At 74.7% G+C, this 21,970-nt stretch carries 22 protein-coding genes; 15 read left to right on the forward strand and 7 right to left on the reverse strand.

Going from position 1 to position 21,970, the window contains the following annotated elements; all coding sequences use genetic code 11:
* Positions 1–138: 138 nt before the first annotated feature.
* The 13 genes from AB0O40_RS06535 (at position 139) to AB0O40_RS06595 (ending at position 15,699) form a co-directional block, all read left to right on the forward strand.
* Positions 139–1,776: a class I adenylate-forming enzyme family protein gene (locus AB0O40_RS06535; RefSeq protein WP_365036293.1), complete on the forward strand. Its 1,638-nt coding sequence runs from the start codon at positions 139–141 to the stop codon at positions 1,774–1,776.
* Between the two features lie 5 nt (positions 1,777–1,781).
* Complete coding sequence (locus AB0O40_RS06540) at positions 1,782–3,488, forward strand: AMP-binding protein (RefSeq protein WP_365036295.1); 1,707 nt, start codon at positions 1,782–1,784, stop codon at positions 3,486–3,488.
* The gene (locus tag AB0O40_RS06545; RefSeq protein WP_365036297.1) at positions 3,485–3,745 is read left to right on the forward strand and encodes an acyl carrier protein; all 261 of its coding nucleotides are present in this window, start codon (positions 3,485–3,487) and stop codon (positions 3,743–3,745) included. The genes AB0O40_RS06540 and AB0O40_RS06545 overlap by 4 nt, the downstream gene beginning before the upstream one ends.
* Positions 3,742–4,770 carry a hypothetical protein gene (locus AB0O40_RS06550; protein WP_365036299.1) on the forward strand — a complete coding sequence of 343 codons (1,029 nt, stop codon included), beginning with the start codon at positions 3,742–3,744 and terminating at the stop codon, positions 4,768–4,770. Before AB0O40_RS06545 ends, AB0O40_RS06550 begins: the two co-directional genes overlap by 4 nt.
* Complete coding sequence (locus AB0O40_RS06555) at positions 4,767–5,015, forward strand: acyl carrier protein (protein WP_365036301.1); 249 nt, start codon at positions 4,767–4,769, stop codon at positions 5,013–5,015. The genes AB0O40_RS06550 and AB0O40_RS06555 overlap by 4 nt, the downstream gene beginning before the upstream one ends.
* Before the next feature lie 2 nt (positions 5,016–5,017).
* Positions 5,018–6,529, forward strand: coding sequence for an AMP-binding protein (locus AB0O40_RS06560; RefSeq protein WP_365036303.1), 1,512 nt, complete (start codon positions 5,018–5,020; stop codon positions 6,527–6,529).
* Positions 6,526–7,674 carry a ferritin-like domain-containing protein gene (locus tag AB0O40_RS06565; RefSeq protein ID WP_365036305.1) on the forward strand — a complete coding sequence of 383 codons (1,149 nt, stop codon included), beginning with the start codon at positions 6,526–6,528 and terminating at the stop codon, positions 7,672–7,674. The genes AB0O40_RS06560 and AB0O40_RS06565 overlap by 4 nt, the downstream gene beginning before the upstream one ends.
* A gap of 211 nt (positions 7,675–7,885) precedes the next feature.
* Complete coding sequence (locus AB0O40_RS06570; RefSeq protein WP_365036307.1) at positions 7,886–8,449, forward strand: PaaI family thioesterase; 564 nt, start codon at positions 7,886–7,888, stop codon at positions 8,447–8,449.
* Positions 8,442–9,584 (forward strand): acyl-CoA dehydrogenase family protein, encoded by a 1,143-nt coding sequence (locus tag AB0O40_RS06575; RefSeq protein ID WP_365036309.1) that lies wholly within the window; start codon positions 8,442–8,444, stop codon positions 9,582–9,584. Before AB0O40_RS06570 ends, AB0O40_RS06575 begins: the two co-directional genes overlap by 8 nt.
* Before the next feature lie 70 nt (positions 9,585–9,654).
* Positions 9,655–11,823 (forward strand): FAD/NAD(P)-binding protein, encoded by a 2,169-nt coding sequence (locus AB0O40_RS06580; protein ID WP_365036311.1) that lies wholly within the window; start codon positions 9,655–9,657, stop codon positions 11,821–11,823.
* Between the two features lie 32 nt (positions 11,824–11,855).
* Positions 11,856–14,120 carry an anthranilate synthase component I gene (locus AB0O40_RS06585; protein WP_365036313.1) on the forward strand — a complete coding sequence of 755 codons (2,265 nt, stop codon included), beginning with the start codon at positions 11,856–11,858 and terminating at the stop codon, positions 14,118–14,120.
* Positions 14,117–15,499, forward strand: a complete 1,383-nt coding sequence (locus tag AB0O40_RS06590; protein WP_365036315.1) for an AarF/ABC1/UbiB kinase family protein — start codon at positions 14,117–14,119, stop codon at positions 15,497–15,499. The genes AB0O40_RS06585 and AB0O40_RS06590 overlap by 4 nt, the downstream gene beginning before the upstream one ends.
* A gap of 26 nt (positions 15,500–15,525) precedes the next feature.
* Positions 15,526–15,699 (forward strand): DUF397 domain-containing protein, encoded by a 174-nt coding sequence (locus tag AB0O40_RS06595; RefSeq protein ID WP_365036317.1) that lies wholly within the window; start codon positions 15,526–15,528, stop codon positions 15,697–15,699.
* Between the two features lie 91 nt (positions 15,700–15,790).
* On the opposite strand, the gene AB0O40_RS06600 is transcribed toward AB0O40_RS06595, so the two are convergent.
* Genes AB0O40_RS06600 through AB0O40_RS06615 form a run of 4 tightly spaced genes read right to left on the reverse strand, consistent with a single transcriptional unit; the run spans position 15,791 to position 17,866 of the window.
* Entirely contained in the window at positions 15,791–16,279 is a 489-nt protein-coding gene (locus tag AB0O40_RS06600; protein ID WP_365036389.1) for an N-acetyltransferase family protein, read from the reverse strand.
* 17 nt (positions 16,280–16,296) lie between these two features.
* A complete protein-coding gene (locus AB0O40_RS06605; protein ID WP_365036319.1) occupies positions 16,297–16,716 on the reverse strand; it encodes an arsenate reductase ArsC in 420 nt (139 codons plus the stop codon).
* Positions 16,716–17,486 carry an MIP/aquaporin family protein gene (locus tag AB0O40_RS06610; protein ID WP_365036321.1) on the reverse strand — a complete coding sequence of 257 codons (771 nt, stop codon included), beginning with the start codon at positions 17,484–17,486 and terminating at the stop codon, positions 16,716–16,718. Before AB0O40_RS06610 ends, AB0O40_RS06605 begins: the two co-directional genes overlap by 1 nt.
* Positions 17,483–17,866: a metalloregulator ArsR/SmtB family transcription factor gene (locus AB0O40_RS06615; RefSeq protein WP_365036323.1), complete on the reverse strand. Its 384-nt coding sequence runs from the start codon at positions 17,864–17,866 to the stop codon at positions 17,483–17,485. The genes AB0O40_RS06610 and AB0O40_RS06615 overlap by 4 nt, the downstream gene beginning before the upstream one ends.
* An 83-nt stretch (positions 17,867–17,949) precedes the next feature.
* On the opposite strand from AB0O40_RS06615, the gene AB0O40_RS06620 reads away from it, so the two are divergent.
* A complete protein-coding gene (locus AB0O40_RS06620) occupies positions 17,950–18,459 on the forward strand; it encodes an ArsI/CadI family heavy metal resistance metalloenzyme (protein ID WP_365036325.1) in 510 nt (169 codons plus the stop codon).
* A gap of 150 nt (positions 18,460–18,609) precedes the next feature.
* Positions 18,610–19,398, forward strand: a complete 789-nt coding sequence (locus AB0O40_RS06625) for an alpha/beta fold hydrolase (RefSeq protein ID WP_365036327.1) — start codon at positions 18,610–18,612, stop codon at positions 19,396–19,398.
* 70 nt (positions 19,399–19,468) lie between these two features.
* Here the strand turns inward: AB0O40_RS06625 and AB0O40_RS06630 are convergent, their stop codons facing one another.
* The 3 genes from AB0O40_RS06630 to AB0O40_RS06640 are packed head-to-tail and all read right to left on the reverse strand — an operon-like array spanning position 19,469 to position 21,969.
* Positions 19,469–20,236, reverse strand: coding sequence for a 4'-phosphopantetheinyl transferase superfamily protein (locus AB0O40_RS06630; protein ID WP_365036329.1), 768 nt, complete (start codon positions 20,234–20,236; stop codon positions 19,469–19,471).
* Between the two features lie 15 nt (positions 20,237–20,251).
* On the reverse strand, positions 20,252–21,358 hold the full coding sequence (locus tag AB0O40_RS06635) for a C45 family peptidase (protein ID WP_365036331.1): 1,107 nt from the start codon (positions 21,356–21,358) through the stop codon (positions 20,252–20,254).
* On the reverse strand, positions 21,355–21,969 hold the full coding sequence (locus AB0O40_RS06640) for a GNAT family N-acetyltransferase (protein ID WP_365036333.1): 615 nt from the start codon (positions 21,967–21,969) through the stop codon (positions 21,355–21,357). The genes AB0O40_RS06635 and AB0O40_RS06640 overlap by 4 nt, the downstream gene beginning before the upstream one ends.
* Between the last annotated feature and the right edge of the window lies 1 nt (position 21,970).

Raw genomic sequence — 21,970 nt, forward strand, 5'->3', positions numbered from 1 at the left:
GCCGACTCTTGTCTGGTGTCGGAAGCGTTCGGGTCGGCGCACCCGGCTTCCGCACCACCCCCCACCTCAATCCATCCGCCGCTGGGCCGCATTCGTGCTGCCCGGACGCGATCGCCAGGCCGAGCAGAGGGAAGACGAATGCCCGACGTATCCGCACTCAACCTCGACGTGATACCCGAGCCCACCGCGTCGCTCGGCGTCCTGCCCGCCGTGGCCGCCGAGAAGCACCCCGACACGCCCTTCCTCTCGGACACGCCCTGGCGGACCTACGAGGGTCCGGTGCGCACCTTCGCCGAGTTCGCCCGGGCCGTCGACGACTACGCGGACCGCTTCTGGGCCGCGGGCATCCGCCGCAACGACGTGGTGGCCGTGGTCCAGCGCAACCACATCGAGGTCGAGGCCGTGATGTGCGCGCTGGGCAAGCTCGGCGCACTGCCGGCGCTGCTGTCCTCCGCCATGGAGGTGGGCGAGCTGCTGGAGTGCTTCGCCCGGCTGGAGAACCCGTACCTGGTCGTCGACTCGCTGGGGCTGTCCCGGCTGGCGGAGTCCCGGCACGCGCTGCGGCTGCTGGTGCGCAACGTCCTGTGCCTGGAGGAGAGCGGCGAGAACTGGGTGGTCCCGCTGCAGGACCGGCTGCCCCACACGGCCGATCCGCGCGACGAGGACGAGTGGTTCGTCATCACCCACTCCTCCGGGACCACCGGCTCCCCCAAGATGGCCGCCCACTCGACCCGTTCGCTGTTCGGCATGGTCGCCCCGATGATCATGATCTTCCGGGACCAGTACTCCCCCAGCGACCTGAACGCCAAGCACCTGTCCTTCGTGCACGCCCGGACCTGCGCCGGCACGCTGGCCTCGCTGGAGACCGCGATGCCCGCCCTGGCCATCGCCGACCCGGACCCGGCCAACGTCAAGCGGCTGATGCTGGAGCACCGGCCGACCTCGCTGGAGACCCACCCCAACGTCTACATCCAGTGGGAGGGCCTGGCCGACGACCCGGACCGCCCCTTCCGGCACGTCGAGCGCTTCATCTCCACCTTCGACGCGATGCACCCGCGCACCGTCCGCAAGCTGCTGGGCGCCTCCGAACACCCCGACGCCCACTACTTCCAGGCGTACGGCCAGACCGAGTCCGGGCCGATCTGCCTGCGCATCGTCAGCCGCGAGGAGTCGGCCGACTACTCGCCGCGCAACGTCGGGCACGCCGGCGGCGGCATGGAGATCCGCATCGTCGACGAGCAGGGGCGGCCGGCGGCGGTGAACGAGCCCGGCTTCATCGAGACCCGCTCGCCGGGCCGGATGCGCGGCTACGTCGGCGGCGACCCGATGCCCCCGGAGGACTCCTGGTGGCCCATGGGCGACATCGGCCGCCGCCTGGAGGACGGTTCGCTGGAGCTGCTGGACCGGATCGTCGAGCACGTCGACGGGGTCGGCAGCCTCCTGGAGAAGGAGGACCAGCTGCTGGAGGCGCTGCCCGAGCTGGTGGAACTGGTGCTGGTCAAGGCCGAGGACGCCGACGACGCCACGGTCTTCGCGGTGGCCTGCCCGCGGCCGGGCACGGTGCCCGACGCCGCCCGCTTCCAGGAGGTGGCCGCCTCCTTCGGGCTGCCGGACCTCCAGGTGCGCTTCTGGGAGTGGGAGGCGATGCCGGTCACCGGCTCGTACAAGGTGCGCCGCTCCGTCCTGCGCCGCAAGCTCGCCGGCCGCATCCAGCGCGGCGGCCCGGCCGCCGCCCCCGTCCAGAACTCCGCGACGACCGCCGTGAAGGAGGCCTGACCGCCATGGTCCAGCTGTGGAACCTGCTCCGCGACTCCGTCCACGACACCACCTGGCTGCACACCCCCACCCGCAGCGCCGAACCGGTCTCGGGACCGGCGCTGTTCGCCCGCGCCGAGCGCACCGCCGGCGCCGTACTGGCCGCCTGCGGCGGCCGCCCGCCGCTGCGGGCCGGCCTCCTGATGGCCAACGGCGAGCCGTGGGTGCGCGGGCTGCTCGCCCTGCTGCGGCTGGACGCGGCCGCCGTGCCGCTGGCGCTGCCGGTGGCCTTCGGCGGGGCCGACGCCTACGCCGGGCACATCCGGCGGATCGCCGCCGACGCGCAGCTCGACGCCCTGCTGGTGGACGGCAGCGTGGGCAGCCGCATCATCTCGCGGATCGCCGCCGCCGTCCCGGACCTGCCGCTCGTCGACATCGCCGAGCCGCCGCACGAGATGCGGCCGCTGCCGCCGGTGGGTCGCGGCGGGGACCGCCCGGCCGTCATCCAGTACACCTCCGGCTCCACCTCGGCGCCCAAGGGCGTGGTGGTCACCCACGACAACGTCGACGCGGGCCTGGACGCCATCCAGGCCGGCACCCGGTGGACCGCCGAGGACAGCCTCGGCGAATGGCTGCCGCTCTTCCACGACATGGGCCTGTTCACGATGCTGGCCGCGCTGCGCAACGGCACCTCGGTGACCCTGTGGCAGCCCGGCGACTTCGTCCGCCGCCCCATGCAGTGGCTCTCGCAGTTCGCCGCCTCCCGGGCGACGGTGCTGCCGGCCCCCAACTTCTTCTACGACTACCTGGTCGCCGCCGCGGCCAAGGGCATCCCCGACGACCTGGACCTGTCCGCCTGGCGCTACGGCGGCAACGGCTCGGAGCCGGTGCGCCGGGCCAGCCTGGAGGCCTTCCAGGAGACCTTCGCCCCCTACGGGCTGCGGCCGCAGGTGGTCCAGCCCAACTACGGGCTGGCGGAGGCCACGCTGATCGTCTCCACCGGTGTGCCGCGCTCGCCGTACCGCAGCCTCCTGGTGGACCGGGCCGGCCTGTCGGTGGGCGAGGCGGTCACCGAGGCGGCCGCGGACGGCCCCACCGTGCGCACCGTGGTCTCCTGCGGGGCCCCGGTGGCCGGCATCCAGGTCCGCATCGGCGACGAGGCGGGCACCGCCTCCCCCGAGGGGGTCGTCGGCGAGATCCAGATCGGCGGCGCGCCGGTGGCCGCCGGATACCTGGGTCTGCCGGCTGAGGAGCAGCCCTTCACCCCCGACGGACTGCTGCGCACCGGGGACATCGGATTCCTGCACGAGGGCGAGCTCTACGTCATCGGCCGCCAGAAGGCGATGGCGGTGGTCCGCGGCCAGAACTACTACGCCGAGGACGTCGAGGAGATCGTCAAGGCCACGCCCGGGGTCGACCGCCGGCACTGCGCGGCCTTCGCCTGGGACGACGACGGGGAGGAACGCATGATCGTCATCTGGGAGACCAAGCTCGGCACCGAGGCCGCCGCGGCGGTGGGCGAGGCCATCCGGCAGCGGCTCGCCGAACACCTGGGCCTGGGCGCCGTGGAGACCCTGGCCGTCTCTCCCCAGTCCCTCCCCTTCACCAGCTCCGGCAAGGTCAAGCGCTCCGGCGCCGCCGACCTCTACCGGCAGGCGGGCGCCGGCTCCGGCCCCCTCGAGCCCGCCGCCCCCCGTCAGACCGTCTCCGCTTCGGAAGGAACCACCCCGTGAGTGCCGCCGCCCAGACCCTGGACATCGTCGTCCGCGCCCTGGCCGCCCAGGCCGCCGTGCCCGCCACCGGCATCGACGCCGACAAGCCGCTCTCGGCCGTCCCCGGCATCGAGTCCGTCAAGGCGCTGCGCGCCATCACCGACATCGAGGACGAGTGCGGGGTGGTCATCCCCGACGACTTCCTCTTCGAGACCGCGACCGTGCGCGAACTCGCCGCGTTCGTGGCCTCCCTGGAGCGGGAGGACGACGCCGCATGACGGTGGAGAGCGCCGCCCCCGACGCCCTCGTCGGCGCGCTGGGCCGCTTCCGGACCGTCCCCCGGGACATCGGCCGGTACGACACCGACGCCGCGACCGCCGCGCAGGCCCTGCGGGCCGCGCCCGGCCAGGTGGACCTGCTGGCCGCCGAGGGGCTGCCGCACGTGGTGGACCCCGAGCGGGGCCCGCTGTTCGACTACGACGACCTGATGAACGTGGGGATGTTCTGCGGGACCGGGCAGACCGTGCCCGAGCTGGGCCTGCGCTTCCTGATGCGGTTCGCCGCCGCCCCGCGCAGCAGTTGGTACGCGCCGCGGGAGTGGGAGGTCGGCGTCTACCCGGCCCGCACGGCGGGCGGCGACCCGGTGGGCGCGGAGGCGGCGCTCGCCGCCGGCGCCGGCCTGCCGGAGGTGACCGTCCGGGTGCCCGACCTGTCGGCGCCCGGCGTGGAGCTGGTGGGCGGCGGGCCGTTCGAGGGCGCGCTGCGCACCGGCGGCTACGAGGCGGCCGTCCGGCTGACCGGCGCCGACCAGAACGTGCGCGACCCGCGCATCCACGCGGCCTGGAACGAGGTCGTCGAGGGCCTGGCCTCGCGCCGGGTCGTCTACCAGACGGTGCCCGAACCGCTGCGCGCCGACCACCACCGGGCCTGGGAGCTGGGCGTCGCGGACTGCGTGGTGGCCTCGCGGCTGCTGGCGGACCGGCTGCGCGCGCAGGGCCTGGAGGCCACCGCCCGGCGCGGCTACCTGCTGGGCCTGTTCGGCAGCGACCACGCCTGGTGCGACGTGGTGGAGGACGGGGTGCACAAGTCGCTGGACCCGGTCTTCGCCTTCGTGGCCACCGTCGGGGACGAGCGCGGTGTGGCGCGCTCCCCCGAGTTCGCGGCGGCCTGCTTCGGCAGCCGCTTCAACCGGCTGCTGCCGTGCGTGACGGACAGCGCCGAACCCCTTGTGTACTTCGACGGCGAACCGGCCCCGTACTGGGCCATGGTCGGCGTCGGCGCCCGCCCGCGGAGGACCTCATGAGCCTGGCCCGATCCCTGGTACGACAGAGTCTGGACCACCCGCGGCTGCTGGACCGCCTCGGCGACGAGGACAGCCTGGCCCAGGCCGGCGTGGGCTCCGGCGAGTTGATCCGGCTGGCCCTGCACGTGGAGGACCACCTCGGGCGTCCGCTGGACGACGAGGAGCTGCTGGAGCTGACCTCGGTCCGCGCGGTGGCCGCACTGCTCGCCGGCGGCGCCGGCGACCTGGGCAGCGAGGCGGCCTGACCATGTGGCTGGCACACATCATCCGCCGGGGTCTGGAACGCGACCCCGACGCGCTCGCCCTGCGCGACGTCCGGCGCGACGTCAGCTGGCGGCAGCTGCACCGGGACACGGCCGCGCTGGCGGCCCGGCTGCGCCGCAGCGCCCCGCGCGGCAGCCGGGTCCTGGTCCTGAGCGGGAACCGGGTCGAGGTGCTGGAGACGTACCTGGCCTGCGCGGTGGCCGGTCTGGTGGCCGTACCGGTCAACCCGGCGCTCACCGACCGGGAGCTGGGCGACATCGTCGAGGCGGTGGAGCCGGTGGCGGCGGTGGCCGAGGGCGAGCAGCTGGTGCGGCTCGACGGGCTCTACCCCATGCTCGTGCTCACCGACGTCGCCACCGTCGCCGCGCTGCCGGACGCCGCCGAGCCGGTGGCCGAGGGGGCCGGCACGCTGGCCGACCCGGTCATGATCCTGCACACCTCGGCGACCACCGGGGCGGCCAAGGGCGTGGTCGTCGACCAGCGCTCCCTCCAGCTCAACGCGCTGTCCTGGCTGGCGGACGTCCGGCCGGACGCGGACACGGCGTTCCTGAACGCCGGGCCGCTCTTCCACGGCAGCGTGGTGATCGCCCTGGACCACCTGGCGGCCGGCGGCACGGTCTGCGTGCTGGACCGCTTCACCCCGCAGGGCTGCCTGGCGGCCCTGGAGCGCTGGCGGATCGGGCACGCCTTCCTGGTGCCCTCGATGGTCCGGCTGCTGCTGGACGCCAAGGGCCTGGACGGCACCGATCTGGCGGCGCTGCGGCTGCTGCTGCACGGGGCCGCCCCGATGCCCGCGGACCTGGCCCGGGAGGCCGCCGGCCGGCTGGGCGTGCGGCTCCAGACGGTCTTCGGTATCACCGAGGGCGGCGGCCCGGTGGTGTCCCTCGCCCCCGGGACCCCGGTGGGCGAGCCGCCCGTACCCGGGGCGGTGTGCGTGGGCCGGCCGATGCTGGGCACCGCGCTGAAGGTCGCGGACTCCGCCGGGGCGCCGGTGCCCGCCGGCACCGTCGGCGAGCTGCACGTCGCCGGCGCCGGCCTGATGCAGGGCTACTGGAAGAAGCCGGAGGCCACCGCCGAGGTGCTGCGCGACGGCTGGCTCAACACCCACGACCTGGGGTGCGTCGGGGACGACGGCCTGGTGTGGGTGGTCGACCGGCGCAACGACCTGGTGCTGCGCGGCGGGCAGAACGTCTACCCGGCCGAGGTCGAGCACGTGCTGCGGCAGTCCCCGCTCGTGGCGGACGTGGTCGTGGTCCCGGTGGCCTCCGAGGTCTGGGGCCAGACGCCGGTGGCGTTCGTCGTGCCGGCCGCCGGCGCGGAGTTCGACGAGGACGGGCTGCTGGCGCTGTGCATCGGGCAACTGGCCGCCTACAAGCGGCCCAGCCACTTCCTGCGGGTGGACGCGATCCCGCGCAACCCGGCGGGCAAGGCCCTGCGGCCCCGGCTGCGGGAGCTGGCCCACCGGACGATCAACGAACCGGAGGACCCCCGATGACCACCACCACCGACTACACCCGTCCGGAGATCCTGACGGCGCTGGCCGGCGAGTGGGCCGTCCCGGTCCACGGCAACGCCGTGATCCAGTGGGACTACGACCGGCGCAACGACAAGATGGTGCGCCTGTACACGCAGGGCAAGCAGCGTCAGTGGGACATGGACGAGCGGCTGGACTGGGACCACGAGGTGGACCCGGACGACCCGCTGGGCCTGCCGGACGACTTCATCTCCATCGCGGGCTCGAAGCTGTGGGACCGGCTGCCGCCGGAGGAGCGGCAGCTGGTGCGCAAGCACTCCAGCGGCTGGCTGTACTCGCAGTTCCTGCACTCCGAGCAGGCCGCGCTGATCGCGGTCGGCAAGATCCTGCTGACCGTCGACGACCTGGACTCCAAGCTGTACGCGGCCACCCAGCTGATGGACGAGGCCCGGCACGTCGAGGGGTTCAACCGCTTCCTGCACACCAAGATCGGGCTGCGGTACGGGCTGTCCCCCTCGATCGCGTCCATGTTCGAGCACGCGATGCGCGAACCGCGCTGGGACTTCGGCGTGCTGGCGGCGCACATCCTGGTCGAGAACATGGGCCTGGCCACCTTCGGGGTGCACCGCGAGCGGCTGCAGGACCCGCTGGCCCGGGCGTTCAGCGCGTACGTGGCACGCGACGAGGCCCGGCACGTGGCCTTCGGGCGGCTGCTGCTGCGCGAGTACTACCCGCAGCTGAGCGAGTCGGAGCTGCGCGAGCGCGAGGACTTCGTGGTCGAGGGCTGCTGGGCGCTGCGCGACCGGTACGTCGACGACGACATCTGGAACACCCTCGGCTACGGCGAGGAGGCCATCAAGGCCTCCCGGCGCTCCCCCGCGAAGCGGGAGTTCCGCCGGCTGGTCTTCATGCGGATCGTGCCCGGCCTCAAGGAGATCGGGATGTTCGGGCCGCGGGTGCAGGAGGCCCTGCAGAAGATGGGCGTCCTCGGCTTCCAGTCGGTGGACGAGGCCGCGCTGCGCGAGCTGGACGACAAGGCGGCCGTGGACGCGCTGACCGCGCGGGAGATGGACTTCCGCCGCCGCGACATCGCCTCGGTGGTCGACCTCGGCCGCACCGCGCAGGAGCCCGGGGCGGCCGCGGCGGACCGGCCCGCCGCCGGCTGAGCCGGACCCGAACGGCCCGCCGCCGCGCCGGATACCGGCTCCCCCGTGACGGGCGGCGGCGGGCCCGCGCCCGGGGCGGGGCCCCTCGGCCCCGCCCGGGCCGCCTGCCCGCGCCTTCTCGCCCCCCGGCGCCCGCCTCTCGCGCCCGCCTTCCCGCGCCTTCCTCCCCCGCCTTCCTTCCCGCCGCACCAGGACCAGCGGAGAACCCACCATGCTCGAAACGACCCTGCCCCCCGCCGTGCCCGGCCGGCTGCGCGGTGTGGCCGCGCCCGACGCCGACACCGGCGGCCGCCGCATGCTGGCGGGCCTCGCCGACGGGAGCGTGCCGGACCCGCCGGCCGCGCACACCCTGGCGCTGCCGCCCGCGACGAGCTGGCTGCCCGGCCTGATCACCTGCGAGACGGAGTTCCCCGAGGCCCTGACCCTCACCCCCGGCGTGGTCTTCGGCGGCTGGATCGCCTGCCTGGTCGACCACTTCGCGGGCCTGGTGATGCTCTCCGCCATCCCGGACGGCGTCGGCTTCCTGACCTCCGGACTGCACGTGGACTACCACGCGCCGCTGGTGCCCGGGCCGGTCACCGTCGAGACCGAGCTGACCGGCTGCTCGACCCGGCTCGCGGTGGCCGAGGTGCGCTTCGTCCAGCACGGCCGGACCGCGGCCCGCGCCACCGTCGAGCAGATCATCCACCGCACGGCCGGCCGCACCGCTGCGGCACCCGCCGCGGCGAGCGCCGGCACCACCGTCACGGAAGGCACCGGGAGCAGCGATGCGTGAGAGCGAACTGACCGACGAACACCGGGACTTCCGGGCCCTGGTCCGGGACTTCGTGGAGCGGGAGGTGGTGCCGCACCACCCCCGCTGGGAGCAGGAGGGCCTGGTCGACCGGGAGCTGTGGCAATCGGCCGGCAAGCTCGGGCTGCTGGGCATCGACGTGCCGGCGGAGTACGGCGGCGGGGGCGTGCGCGACTTCCGCTACCAGGTGATCATCAGCGAGGAGATCATGCGGGTCGGCGCCACCGGCGTCGGCTTCGCCCTCCACAACGACGTGGTCGCCCCGTACCTGCTGGAGCTGGCCACCGAGGAGCAGAAGCGGCGCTGGCTGCCCGGCTTCTGCTCGGGCGAGCTGGTCACGGCGATCGCGATGACCGAGCCGGAGGCCGGCAGCGACCTGGGGGCGGTGCGCACCACCGCCCGCCGCGAGGGCGACACGTACGTCCTCAGCGGCGCCAAGACCTTCATCACCAACGGCATCCACGCCGACCTCGTCATCGTGGTCGCCCGCACCGAGCCCGGCCGGGGTTCGCGCGGCCTGAGCCTGCTGGTGGTCGAGCGGGGCATGCCGGGCTTCGAGCGCGGCCGCAAGCTCGACAAGATCGGCATGGCGGCGCAGGACACCGCGGAGCTGTTCTTCGACGAGGTGCGGGTGCCGGCCGCCAACCTGCTGGGCCGGGCCGGCCGCGCCTTCCTGCACCTGGCCGACAACCTGCCGCAGGAGCGGCTGGGCATCGCTGCCTACGCGGTGGCCGCCGCGGAGACCGCCTTCGAGCAGACGCTGGCGTACTGCCGGCAGCGCAGCGCCTTCGGGCAGCCCATCGGCGCCTTCCAGCACGTCCGCTTCGAGCTGGCGGAGATGGCCACCGAGCTGGACGTGGCGCGCACCTACGTCGACCGGGCCGTGGCCGAGCACAACGCGGGCCGCCTGGACGCGGTCGCCGCGGCCAAGGCCAAGTGGTGGGCCACCGACGTGCAGCGGCGGGTGCTGGACCGGTGCGTGCAACTGCACGGCGGCTACGGCTTCATGCGCGAGACGCCGGTGGCCCGGGCCTTCGTCGACAACCGGGTGCACCCCATCTACGGCGGCACCAACGAGGTCATGAAAGAGGTCATCGGCCGCGACCTCGGCCTCTGACCGGCCCGCCCGGGGCCCGCTCCATCCACCGTCCACCCACCGTCCATCCACCGCCGGAACGGAGTTTCACGTGAGTGCCACAGACCTGGAGGTCTGCATCGTAGGGGCCGGTCCCCGCGGCCTGTCCGTCCTGGAACGGATCTGCGCCGACGCGCGGCAGCGGGCCGCCGGCACCTCGGTCACGGTGCACGTGGTGGACCCGGCCCGGCCCGGCGCGGGCGCCGTCTGGCGCACCGACCAGTCCCGCCACCTGCTGATGAACACGGTCGCCTCCCAGGTGACCCTCTTCACCGACGCGAGCGTGGAGCTGTCCGGGGTGCTCGCGCCCGGCCCGAGCCTGTACGAGTGGGCCCGCCGGATCGCGACCGCGGGCGACGGGGCGCTCAGCCACGACGAGCACCGGCGCTACGACCTCGGCCGCTGGGACGAGCCGGTGGTGGCCGAGGCCCGGGAACTGACCGCCGACTCGTACCCGACCCGGGCCCTGTACGGCCACTACCTGGAATGGGTGTTCCGCACGGTGGTCCGGGAGGCACCCCCGCAGGTGCGGGTGCGGGTGCACCCGCTGCGGGCGGTGGACCTGTGCGACGAGGCGGACGGCCGGCAGTGCCTCACCCTCGAGGACGGCAGCCGGCTCGGCGCCCTGGACGCGGTGGTCCTGGCCCAGGGCCACCTGCCGGTGACGGCGGACGAGGGCGAGTTGCGGCTTGCCCGGTTCGCCCGGGCGCACGGGCTGCGCCACGTCCGGCCGGCCAACCCGGCCGATGCGGATCTCTCCGCGGTGGCCCCCGGGGAGCCGGTGGCGCTGCGCGGCCTGGGCCTGAACTTCTTCGACCACCTGGCCCTGTTCACCCTGGGCCGGGGCGGCGCCTTCGAGCGCGGCGCCGACGGGACGCTGGTCTACCGGCCCTCGGGGCGGGAGCCGACGCTGTACGCGGCCTCCCGGCGCGGGGTCCCGTACCGGTCGCGGGGCCGGAACCAAAAGGGCGCGCACGGCCGCCACCACTCCTGGCTGCTCACCCCGGCGAAGCTGGCGGAGCTGCGGCGCACCGCCGACGGGCCGGGCCTGGACTTCGCCCGCACCCTGTGGCCGCTGATCGCCAAGGAGGTCGAGACGGTCCACCACGCGGCCCTGCTCACCCGGCGGGCCGGGGCGCACACCGCGCGCCGCTTCGAGGCGGCGACCCTGGCGCAGCCCTGGGGGTCGGCCGCGGAGGCCGACGTGCTGGACCGGTTCGGCATCGGACCCGAGGAGCGCTGGGACTGGAAGCGGATCGCCCGCCCGCACGGCGACCGCGCCTTCCGCTCGGTGGGCGACTACCGGTCCTGGCTGCTGGAGGCGCTGCGCCGGGACCTGGCGGAGGCCGCCGAGGGGAACGTCGACGGCCCGGTCAAGGCCGCCCTGGACGTGCTGCGCGACCTGCGCAACGAGATCCGGGTGGTGGTGGACCACGGCGGTCTCACCGGCCGTTCGCACCGCGAGGACCTGGACGGCTGGTACACCCCGCTCAACGCCTTCCTCTCGATCGGCCCGCCGCCCGAGCGGATCGAGCAGATGACCGCCCTGGTCGAGGCGGGGGTGCTGCACGTCCTGGGGCCCGGCATGCGGGTGCACACCGACGAGCGGGCCGGGGCGTTCGTCGTCGAGTCGCCGGAGGTGCCCGGCTCCCGCACGGAGGTGACGACGCTGGTGGAGGCCCGGCTCCCGGAGCCGGACCTGCGGCGCACCGCGGACCCGCTGCTGCGCGCGCTGGCCGCGGCCGGCCAGTGCCAGCCGTACGTCGTGCGGGCGGGCGCCGACGAGCACGGCGCGCAGGGGAGCGGCGGCCACGAGACCGGCGGCCTGGCCGTGACCGGGCGCCCCTACCGGCTGATCGCGGCCGACGGGACGGTGCACCCGCGGCGCTTCGCGTACGGGGTGCCGACCGAGGCCGTGCACTGGGTGACGGCCGCGGGGGTGCGGCCGGGGGTCAACTCGGTGACCCTCGGGGACTCCGACGCGATCGCGCTGGCCGTCCTGGACCTGGCCCGGCCGGCCGCGGGCCGCCGGGTGCCCGCCGGGGCGCCGGAGGCCGTGGCGGCGCCCGCCGCCGTACCCGCCGTCCTGCCCGCCGCCGTGCCCGCTGCCGTGCCTGCTGTACCCGCCGCCGTGGCGGCCGTCGTGACCGGGCCCGAGCCGGCCGGCCGCCGGGCCGTGCCGGTGCCCGCGCCCGCCGCCGGCGTCCGGCGCTCCGCGTGAGCGCCCCCGAACCAGAAGGAGACCGCAGCACCATGAGCGCCCGTACGCAGAGCTGGACCACACCGATCGGGGTGGTGGTGACCCGCCGTTCCGAGCCGCTGGACCCGGTCCGTGCCGAGGAGGAGCTGGCCCGGCTGGAGGAGCGACTGGACGGCCGGCGGGGCCTGCTGATGTCGGGCCGCTCCGAACAGCCCGGCCGCTACCAGCCGTACGACCTGGGGCACGCGGACCCGCCGGTGGAGGTGACCGCCGTCGGGGACGAGGTCCGGGTCCGCGCCCTCAACGAGCGCGGCCGGGTGCTGCTGCCGGCCGTCGCCGACCTGCTGGTGCCGCACGGGGCGCGCTGGGACGCGGCCGCGGCGGAGGTCACCACGACCCTGGCGACCGCCCCGGCCCTGGTCGCCGAGGAGGACCGGACCCGCGCACCCTCCGTACTCGGCGTGCTGCGCGCGCTGGTGACCGGGCTGGCCAGCCCGGACGACCCGCTGTGGGGCCTGTACGGGGCCTTCGGCTACGACCTGGTGCTGCGCTTCGACCCGGTGCCGCTGCACCAGGAGCGGGACCCGCTGGACCGCACCATGGTGCTGCACCTGCCGGACGCGCTGCTGACCGTCGACCGGCGGCGCGGCACCGCCGAGCGGCACACCTACGAGTTCGCCTACGCGGGCCGGTCGACGACGGGCCTGCCCCGCGACACCCCGCAGGCTCCGTACGGGCCGCCCGCCGAGCCCGCGGCCTACCGCGACCACGCGCCGGGCGAGTACGCCGACCTGGTCCGCACGGCCAAGGAGCGCTTCCTCGAGGGCGAGATGTTCGAGGTGGTGCCGGGGCAGAGCTTCCACCGGCCCAGCGCCGCGGCGCCCTCGGCCGTCTTCCGCCGGCTGCGGGACCGCAACCCCGCCCCGTACGGCCTGCTGGCGAACCTGGCCGGCGGCGAGCACCTGGTCGGCGCCTCCCCCGAGATGTTCGTCCGGGTCGACCCGGTGTCCGGGACGGTGGAGTCCTGCCCGATCAGCGGCACGATCGCGCGCGGCCGCACGCCCCTCGAAGACGCCGAGCAGGTCCGCACCCTGCTCTCCTCCCGCAAGGAGGAGTCGGAGCTGACCATGTGCACCGACGTGGACCGCAACGACAAGGCCCGGGTGTGCGAGCCGGGCAGCGTGGAGGTGCTGGCCCGCCGTCAGATCGAGCAGTACGCCACCCTCATCCACACCGTGGACCACGTCCGCGGCCGGCTGCGCGGGGACCGCGACGCGCTGGACGCCTTCCTGACCCACATGTGGGCGGTCACCGTCACCGGCGCGCCCAAGCGGGCCGCCATCGCCTTCGTCGAGGAGCACGAGCGCAGCCCGCGCCGCTGGTACGGGGGCGCGGTGGGCCGGATCGGCTTCGACGGGAGCCTGGACACCGCGCTGACCCTGCGCACCGTGCAGATCCGCGACGGGGTGGCCACCGTACGGGCCGGGGCGACCCTGCTCTACGACTCGGACCCGGCCGCGGAGGAGAGCGAGACGGTCCTCAAGGCCCTCGCGCTGATCGACGCGGTGGAGGACGCGGGGGCCGGTGCGGCGGCGGCCCGGACCCCGGCCAGCGCCTTCGCGGGCCCGCCGGACGGTGCCGTCGGCGGGCCGCTGCGGGACGCGCGGCCGGGTGCGGCGGGCGGCCCGGGCGGCCGGCCGCGGCGGGTGCTGCTGGTCGACCACCAGGACTCCTTCGTGCACACCCTGGCCGACTACTTCCGGCAGACCGGCGCCGAGGTGGTGACCTACCGGGCGGGCTTCCCCCCGGCGCTGCTGGACAGCCTCGCGCCCGACCTGCTGGTCCTCTCCCCCGGGCCGGGCCGGCCGGCGGACTTCGGCACCGAGCACCTGCTGGACGCGGCGCTGGGCCGCGGGCTGCCGGTGTTCGGCGTGTGCCTGGGCCTCCAGGGGATCGTCGAGTACTTCGGCGGACGGCTGGGCCGGCTCTCCCCGCCGGTGCACGGCAAACCCTCGCCGGTGGACGTCCTGGACGGCGGCGGCACGCTCTTCGCGCACCTGCCGGCCCGTATCGAGGCCGGCCGCTACCACTCCCTGTACGCCGATCCGGCCGCGCTGCCGGACGTCCTCGAGGTGACGGCCCGGACCCCCGACGGCACGGTGATGGCGGTGGAGCACCGGGAACTGCCGGTGGCCGCGGTCCAGTTCCACCCCGAATCGATCATGACGGCGGGGCGGGCCGCGGGCCTGACCCTGATCGCGAACGCGGTGGCCGGGCTGACCCGGACCGCCGGCCGGATGGAGGCAGGGGTCCGATGACCGCGCACGACCACCAGGGCGGGCCGGCGGCCCGCCGCCGCACCCGCGAGATCCCCCGCTCCCCCTTCAGCCGCAACGCCCGGCTGGCCTCACTGCCGATCGGCTTCGCCGGGCGCTCCGCGCTGCGGATGGGCAAGCGGCTGCTGGGCCAGCCGGTCGACCTCATCACCGGCGAACTCCAGCGCCGTACCGCCGAACACCTCTTCCGGGTGCTCGGCGAGCTCAAGGGCGGGGCGATGAAGTTCGGGCAGATGCTGTCGGTGTTCGAGGCGGCGCTGCCGCCCGAGGTCGTCGCCCCCTACCGGGCCGCCCTCACCCTGCTCCAGGAGTCGGCGCCCGCACTGCCGGCCGAACGGGTGCACGCGGTCCTCGCCGAGCAGCTGGGGGCGGACTGGCGCGAGCGGTTCGCCTCCTTCGACGACGAGCCGGCCGCGGCCGCCTCCATCGGCCAGGTGCACCGGGCGGTGTGGGCGGACGGCCGCGAGGTGGCGGTGAAGGTCCAGTACCCGGGGGCCGGCCAGGCGCTGCTCGGCGACTACGCGCAACTGGGCCGGGTCATCAAGCTGTTCTCGGTGATCGCCCCCGGCCTGGACGCCGAGCCGATGCTCGACGAACTGCGGGTACGGGTGGCCGAGGAGCTGGACTACCGGCTGGAGGCGAAGGCGCAGCAGGCCTTCGCCGACGCGTACCGGGGGGACGAGCAGATCCTGGTACCGGAGGTGGTGGCCTTCGCCGAGCGGGTGCTGGTCACCGAGTGGCTGGACGGCGTACCGCTGTCCACCGTCATCCGGGAGGGCATGCAGGCCGAACGGGACGCGGCGGGGCTCCGGTACGCGCGGCTGCTCTTCTCCGGACCGGAGCGGGCCGGGTACCTGCACGCCGACCCGCACCCCGGGAACTTCCGGGTGCTGCCCGACGGGCGGCTCGGGGTCATCGACTTCGGGGCCGTCAAGCACCTGCCGGACGGCTTCCCGCCGGCGCTGGGCACGCTGAACCGGCTGGCCCAGCTGGGCGACTGGGCCGGGGCCCGGGACCTGCTGGCCGAGGAGGGGTTCATCCGGCCCGGCGCCGCCCTCGACGACGCCGCGCTCGCCTCGTTCCTGCTGCCGATCGCGACCCCGGCGCGCACCGACAGCTACCGCTTCACCCGCGAATGGCTGCGCGAGGAGGTGGTGCAGGCCGTGGACCTGAGCGCGGGCAGCCTGCTGCGGCGCTTCAACCTGCCGCCGTCGTACGTGCTGGTCAACCGGGTGGTGGGGGCGGCGACGGCGGTGCTGTGCCAGCTGGAGTGCGAGATCCCCTTCCGCACCGAGGCCCTGCGCTGGCTCCCCGGCTTCGCCGCCCCGGAACCGACGGACCCCCTCCTCCCGACCGGCTGACCGCGCTCCGGGCTCGGGCGGATGGGGTGTGCGGGGCGGCATGGGCGGGGGGTAATCGGGGGTGCGTCGAGGTTGCGGACGCCGTCCCCGGCGCCGTGCCGGTCCGCGACAGCAAGGACGTCGAGGGCCAGGTACTGATCTTCCATGCCACGGTATGGAGCACGTTCGTCGCGGACTTGAAGGTCTCCGCCGACCTCTAACGGGCAGCGGCCCGTTCGCCCCCGGTCCCCGGCCGGCATTCGGCATGGCCATCTCTCGGCCGATTACGCAGATCGGCCGGAGCGTGCGGGGTCAGTTGATGAGGGGGCTGCGGCGTTCGACGAGGACGACGTCGCGCCATGTGCCGTGGTGGCGGCCGAGGCGTTCGCGGGTGCCGATGACGCGGAACCCGGCGCGCTGGTGGAGGGCGAGGCTGGCGGTGTTCTCGGGGAAGATGCCGGACTGCACCGTCCAGATGCCGGCGGCGTCGGTGGAGGCGAGCAGGGCTTCCAGCAGCGCGAGGCCGATCCCGCGGCCGCGGGCGTCGGGGTGGACGTAGACGGAGTGCTCGACGACTCCGGCGTACGCGCACCGGTCGGACACCGGCACCACGGCGGCCCACCCCAGCACCCGGCCGCTCTCGTCCAGGGCGACCAGGCGGTGCTCGGGCAGCTTGGCCTTGTCGAACGCCTCCCAGGTCGGGGCGGCGGTCTCGAACGTGGCGTTGCCCTCGTCGATGCCGCGCTGGTGGATCGTCAGGATCTGCCCGGCGTGCTCGGGCCGCATCGGCGCGATGCGCATGCCGGTGCCGGGGGCCGTCACGCTGCGGGCTCGATGCCGAGTTCGGCGAGCAGGCCGCGGATGCGCCGCTCGATCTCGTCGCGGATGGGCCGGACCGCCGCCACGCCCTGGCCGGCGGGGTCCTCCAGCTGCCAGTCGAGGTACCGCTTGCCGGGGAAGTACGGGCAGGCGTCGCCGCAGCCCATGGTGATCACCACGTCCGAGGACTGCACCGCCTCGGTGGTGAGGACCTTCGGGGTCTCGGCGCTGATGTCGATGCCGACCTCGGCCAGCGCCTCCGCGACGGCGGGGTTCACGGCGGCGGCGGGAGCGGAGCCGGCCGAGCGGACGTGGACGCGGGTGCCGCCGAGGTGGGTGAGGAAGGCGGCTGCCATCTGGGAGCGGCCGGCGTTGTGCACGCAGACGAACAGCACGGACGGGGCGGAGGGGGTGTTCATCAGGCCAGGGCGCTTTCTTCGGGGGAACGGGCGGGGGCGACGGGCTGCTGCCCGGTCCGGGGGACGACTTCGTCCTCGCCTGCGGCGGCCGCGCGGCCGAAGCAGACGGCGACCAGGCCGAGACCGGCAGCAGCGCCGAGCAACTGGGCGGTGAGGAACGGCAGTACGGAGGTGGGGGCGATCCCGGCGAACGTGTCGGTGAACGCCCGGCCGATGGTGACGGCCGGGTTGGCGAAGGACGTGGAGGAGGTGAACCAGTACGCCGCCCCGATGTAGGAGGCGACCAGCGGCGGCGCCAGGTGCGCGCGGCCGGCTCGGGCCAGGCCGAAGACGAGCCAGACCAGGCCGGCGGTGGCGACGACTTCCGCGAGCCACAGGTGCCCGGCCCACCGCTCGTGGGTGGAGAAGGCGACCAGGGGCTTGCCGAACATGGCGTCGGCCAGCACCGCACCGCCGATCGCCCCGGCGACCTGGGCGGGCAGGTAGGCGGCGACCTCGCGCAGGGAGGGGCCGTCCCCGGCGCGCCGGCCGGTGAACCAGGCGGCCAGGGTGACCGCGGGGTTGAAGTGCGCCCCGGAGACCGGCCCCAGGAAGGCGATGAGCACGCCGAGGCCGAAGACGGTGGCCAGGGAGTTGGCCAGCAGCTGCGTGCCGACGTCGCGGGTCAGTTCGGTGGCCTGGATCCCGGAGCCGACGACCACCGCGACCAGCGCGGCCGTCCCCAGCCCCTCGACCGTCGCCCGCCGTACCAGCGGCGCGGGCGCGCTCACGCCGGTACCTTCGCGGACACGCCGGGGATCTCCAGGAGGGCGGACAGTTTCGCCAGCGCCTCGGGGAGCACCCAGTAGTACACCCACGTCCCGCGCCGCTCGGAGCCGACGAGCCCGGCTTCGCGCAGCACCTTCAGGTGGTGGGAGATGGTCGGCTGGGACACGTCGAAGGGGCCGGTGAGGTCGCACACGCACGCCTCGCCGCCTTCGTGGGAGGCGATCAGCGACAGCAGCCGCAGCCGGATCGGGTCCGAGAGCGCCTTGAACATCCGCGAGAGCTCGGCCGCGGCTTCCTCGCCGAGCGGCTCGCGGACCATCGGCGCGCAGCACGCCGTCTCGTCGTCCTGTCCGAGCACCGGCAGACCAGCTTGTTTCGACATTCCTCAATATTGACAGCCGTCGATCCCGGTGGCAAGGTCGGCTGTATCGACAGACGTCGAAACAGAGTCGTTGGGAGACCGCCATGTCCCGTGTCCAGCTCGCCCTGCGCGTCGCCGACCTCGAAGCGTCGATCGCCTTCTACTCCAAGCTCTTCGACACCGAGCCGGCCAAGCGCCGCGACGGCTACGCCAACTTCGCCATCGCCGAGCCCCCGCTCAAGCTCGTCCTCATCGAGGGCGAGTCCGACGGGGACACCCGCCTGGACCACCTCGGCGTCGAGGTCACCACCACCGAGGACGTCACCGCGGCCACCACCCGCCTCAAGGACGCCGGACTGGCGACCTTCGAGGAGAACGACACGTCCTGCTGCTACGCCCTCCAGGACAAGGTCTGGGTCACCGCACCCGGCAAGGAGCCGTGGGAGGTCTACGTCGTCAAGGCCGACGCCGACACCCTGGGCAAGAGCGCCGAAGGCACCCCGGACGCCTGCTGCGGCACCACCGCTTGCTGCACCCCCGACGAGCAGGCCGTCGACCCGGCCCGGACGCCGGCCGAGGCCAAGGCCGCCGCGGGATGCGCCTGCGGCAGCTGACCCGGGCGTCCGGGCCCGGGACGTGGCGGTCGCGGGGGCGGGGCGCCCGGTCGGCCGACTGTAGTGATCGCTAAAGAGGTCTGTTACGGTGATCTTCGTTCGTTGGCTTTAGCGATCGCTAAAGCTGTTGCCGATGGAGGGGGATCCGTCATGTCCGTATCGACCACCACCACGCCTGCGCTGGCCCGGACCGTCCGGGGGGACGGGGCGGGGCTGCTGCTCGTCCACGGGGCCGGGGGCGGGGTGGAGGCCAACTACGGGCCCGTGCTGGACGGGTTGGCCGCCGTGCGGCGGGTGGTGGGGGCCGATCTGCCCGGTACCGGGCTGACTCCACCGTCCGAGGGGGCGCTGGACGCGGACGAGCTGGTGGACCGGCTCGTCGAGGCGGCGGACGCGGAGGGGCTGGAGCGGTTCGCGGTCAGCGGGTACTCGCTGGGCTCGGCGCTCGCGGTCCGGCTGACGGCGCGGCACCCCGAGCGGGTCACGGCGCTGGTGCTGAGCGCCGCCTTCGCCCACGCGGACACCCGCACCGACCTCGCGGCGGCCGTGTGGCACCGGCTCTTCGAGAGCGGGCAGCACGAACTGCTCGCGCAGTACGTGCAGCTGATGGCGCTGAGCGAGCCGGTGCTCAACTCCCTGACCCCGGCCGCGGTCCAGGACGCGGCGCGCGGGCTCGCGCCGGTGATCCCGGCCGGCACCGGCGACCACGTCGACCTGGTCCGCCGGATCGACGTCCGCGCGGACCTCGCACGCATCACCGTGCCCACGCTGGTCGTGGTCACCACCGGCGACCCGCTGATCGCCCCCGGCCTGCAGCGCCAGCTGGCCGCCGCCATCCCCCACGCCGAAGTCGCCGAACTGGCCACCGGCCACCTCCCCTTCGCCGAACGCCCGCAGGAGTGGCTGGAGCTGATGACCGACTTCCTCAGCCGCGTCTGACCCCCCAAGGCCGGCGGGTCCGGGGTGTGCGGGGGCCCCGCGCACCCCGGACCCGCCGGCCCCCCGCAGCTCACCCCGCATGAACATGCACATGCGTATGCGGCTCCGGATGCCCGTCATGCGCATGAATGTGCGCATGCACGTGGGCATGCCCGTGATGCGTGTGGCTGTGCGTGTGGTCCGGCCAAGGCATCAACCTCGGCGCCAGATGTTCGTGCGAGACGAAGGCGGTCATGGCCCAGTGCTCGCGCTCGGTGGGTTCCAGCAGGGTGTGGCCGTGCCAGGGCAGGTCGCCGTGCCGGTGGATGCCGGTCAGGGCCACCGAGCCGTCCGGCGGGAAGCTCAGGGCGACGTCGCCGGCGCCCTCGGTCAGTCCCCGGCCGGTGGCCTTGACCGCCGCCTCCAGGAGGGTCCAGGCGTGGAAGAAGGTCTCCGGTGAGGCGGTGCGGGGCATCGCCGGGTACACGAAGGCCAGCACGTCGAGGTTGGTGGTCTCGGGGCGGACCAGCTCCACGTCCACGCCGAGCGGGCCGCTCTCGGTGGCGCCCACCAGCAGCAGGCCGTCGGAGCGGGACCAGCTGATGTGGGTGCCGGGGTGGTCGGGCAGGTGCGGCTTGCCCGCCGGGTCGTAGTCGATGCGCAGCTCCCGCGGGTCGCTGCCGAGCCGGTCGGCCAGCAGCCGGCGGACGGCGAGCCGGGCGCGGTAGAAGCGGTGGGCTGCCCGGGCGTGCACGAACTCGGCGCCGCGGCGCAGTTCGTCCTCGGTGAGGCCGTCGGGGTAGTGCGGGGTGATGTCGGTGGGGGCCGTACGGTCGAGGTCGACCAGCCAGGCGTCCATGGGCGCCGTCCTTTCTTACAGGGTGAACGCCCTCGTCGCCGACCGGGAGGGATCCCCGGGGCGCAGGTGGAGGGTGCCCGCGGCGGGGTGGAGGACGGCGGCGGCGACGGTGCGCTCGGCGCGGATGTCACCGCGGTCGGGGACGCAGATCGGGGGCCGGGACAGCAGGGCGAAGTGGTCGCCGGGGGCCGCGTCGGCGGGGAGCGCGGCCAGGCCCTCGGCGGCTGCCGCCAGGCGGCGCCGGGAGGAGTTGCGGGCGAAGACGTTGAGTTCGTCGCGGGCCGTCAGGTCGGGGTGCAGGAAGTGGTTGGTGTGCACCGCGGTGCGGACCCCGGCCTGGGGCGCCGCCTCGGTCACCCGCATCTCGTCGCCCAGGAGTTCGACGTACACGGCACGCCGGGCGTCGCACAGCATCAGCGAGCGGGAGCTGGCCAGCGGCAGCCCGGCGAGCACGTCCAGGGCCTCGGTGACGCTGCCCGCGGTGTCGAGCAGGTGCCGGATGGCCAGGTACGGCGGGACGCCGGGGCGCCACTCACCGCCCAGGACCAGGTTCAGTCCGACGGCGAGGCCGTCGCTGTTGACGCCGAGGTAGCCGAGCAGGCCGGCGAAGCTGAGGACCAGGGTGCGGCGCGGTGCACCGGCCGGGGCCAGCCGCAGCACGCTGATGTGCTGGTCCAGGTCGCCGTTGAGGTCGACGGTCTGGGCGAGCACGGGCGCGCCGGTGCCGGTGCGGGCGTACGTGGTGCAGTCCCCGGCGGTCGGGATCCGGGAGTAGCCCATGATCTCGCGGCGCAGTTGGAGCAGCCAGGCCTCGCCCTCGCTGATCCCGGCGCCGGCGGCCAGGCCGGCGACCTCCTCGGCGAGGGCGGGCAGCGCTGCGGTGACGGCGGCCCGGTAGGCGGTGATGCGCGGGGTGAGCCCGGCGAGGGTGAAGGGGGCGGCGGTGAGGTGGTTGAGGCGGGCCAGGCCGTCGTCGAGGAAGGCGCGCAGCGGGCCCGCGAGGGCCCGGCCGTGGGCGAGGCCCAGCTCGTAGGGGCTGCCCGCGGCGTCGATGAAGGTGACCCCGGGCGCGGCGGCGGAGTGCTCCGCCGCCGCGGGGGCCGCCTGGGCGGCGGGGGTCATGCGTGGGCCACCGTCTTCTTCGGGCCCCGGGCGAGGTGGGCGGCGACGGCGGGCCATTCGGCGCGCAGGACGCTGAAGAAGATCGCGTCGCGGCGGCGGCCGCCGGGCATGTAGTTGAAGCTGCGCAGCACGCCCTCCTCGGTGGCGCCGATGTTGGCGAGCCCCTTGCGGGCCTGGAGGTTGAGGACGTCGGTCTTGAACTCGACGCGCTCCGCCTCCAGGGTCTCGAAGGCGTGGCGCAGCAGCAGCTGCTTGGCCCAGTGGTTGACGCCCTTGCCGCGGAAGTCCTTGCCGAGCCAGGACCAGCCGATCTCCAGGCGGCGGTCGGCCTCGGCGAGGTTGCCGAAGCTCATGCTGCCGGCGACGGCGCCACTGGCCTTGTCCACGATGGTGAAGACGGCGCGGCGGCCGGCGGCCTGGTCGGCGAGGTTGGCGGCGAAGAAGGTCTCGAAGTCGGCGTCGGTCTCGACGGCGGAGACGAAGTAGCGCCAGATGTCGGGGTCCATGGCGACGGCGCGGACGCCCTCGCGGTCGGCCTCGGTCATCGGGCGGACCACGACGTGGTCGTCTTCGAGGTGCGCGGCGGCGCTGGTGGCCCAGGCGGCGGTCATG

It is taken from the genome of Streptomyces sp. NPDC089919 (genome assembly GCF_040684615.1).
In the GTDB taxonomy this organism is placed as follows: domain Bacteria; phylum Actinomycetota; class Actinomycetes; order Streptomycetales; family Streptomycetaceae; genus Streptomyces.

Coding starts and splice junctions, on each gene's coding strand:
- AB0O40_RS06605 (WP_365036319.1), bottom strand. CDS start 16,716: ATGAACACCCCCTCCGCCCCGTCCGTGCTGTTCGTCTGCGTGCACAAC.
- AB0O40_RS06630 (WP_365036329.1), bottom strand. CDS start 20,236: ATGGACGCCTGGCTGGTCGACCTCGACCGTACGGCCCCCACCGACATC.
- AB0O40_RS06560 (WP_365036303.1), top strand. CDS start 5,018: ATGTGGCTGGCACACATCATCCGCCGGGGTCTGGAACGCGACCCCGAC.
- AB0O40_RS06620 (WP_365036325.1), top strand. CDS start 17,950: ATGTCCCGTGTCCAGCTCGCCCTGCGCGTCGCCGACCTCGAAGCGTCG.
- AB0O40_RS06590 (WP_365036315.1), top strand. CDS start 14,117: ATGACCGCGCACGACCACCAGGGCGGGCCGGCGGCCCGCCGCCGCACC.
- AB0O40_RS06640 (WP_365036333.1), bottom strand. CDS start 21,969: ATGACCGCCGCCTGGGCCACCAGCGCCGCCGCGCACCTCGAAGACGAC.
- AB0O40_RS06575 (WP_365036309.1), top strand. CDS start 8,442: ATGCGTGAGAGCGAACTGACCGACGAACACCGGGACTTCCGGGCCCTG.
- AB0O40_RS06615 (WP_365036323.1), bottom strand. CDS start 17,866: ATGTCGAAACAAGCTGGTCTGCCGGTGCTCGGACAGGACGACGAGACG.
- AB0O40_RS06635 (WP_365036331.1), bottom strand. CDS start 21,358: ATGACCCCCGCCGCCCAGGCGGCCCCCGCGGCGGCGGAGCACTCCGCC.
- AB0O40_RS06565 (WP_365036305.1), top strand. CDS start 6,526: ATGACCACCACCACCGACTACACCCGTCCGGAGATCCTGACGGCGCTG.
- AB0O40_RS06555 (WP_365036301.1), top strand. CDS start 4,767: ATGAGCCTGGCCCGATCCCTGGTACGACAGAGTCTGGACCACCCGCGG.
- AB0O40_RS06585 (WP_365036313.1), top strand. CDS start 11,856: ATGAGCGCCCGTACGCAGAGCTGGACCACACCGATCGGGGTGGTGGTG.
- AB0O40_RS06600 (WP_365036389.1), bottom strand. CDS start 16,279: ATGCGCATCGCGCCGATGCGGCCCGAGCACGCCGGGCAGATCCTGACG.
- AB0O40_RS06625 (WP_365036327.1), top strand. CDS start 18,610: ATGTCCGTATCGACCACCACCACGCCTGCGCTGGCCCGGACCGTCCGG.
- AB0O40_RS06535 (WP_365036293.1), top strand. CDS start 139: ATGCCCGACGTATCCGCACTCAACCTCGACGTGATACCCGAGCCCACC.
- AB0O40_RS06570 (WP_365036307.1), top strand. CDS start 7,886: ATGCTCGAAACGACCCTGCCCCCCGCCGTGCCCGGCCGGCTGCGCGGT.
- AB0O40_RS06550 (WP_365036299.1), top strand. CDS start 3,742: ATGACGGTGGAGAGCGCCGCCCCCGACGCCCTCGTCGGCGCGCTGGGC.
- AB0O40_RS06540 (WP_365036295.1), top strand. CDS start 1,782: ATGGTCCAGCTGTGGAACCTGCTCCGCGACTCCGTCCACGACACCACC.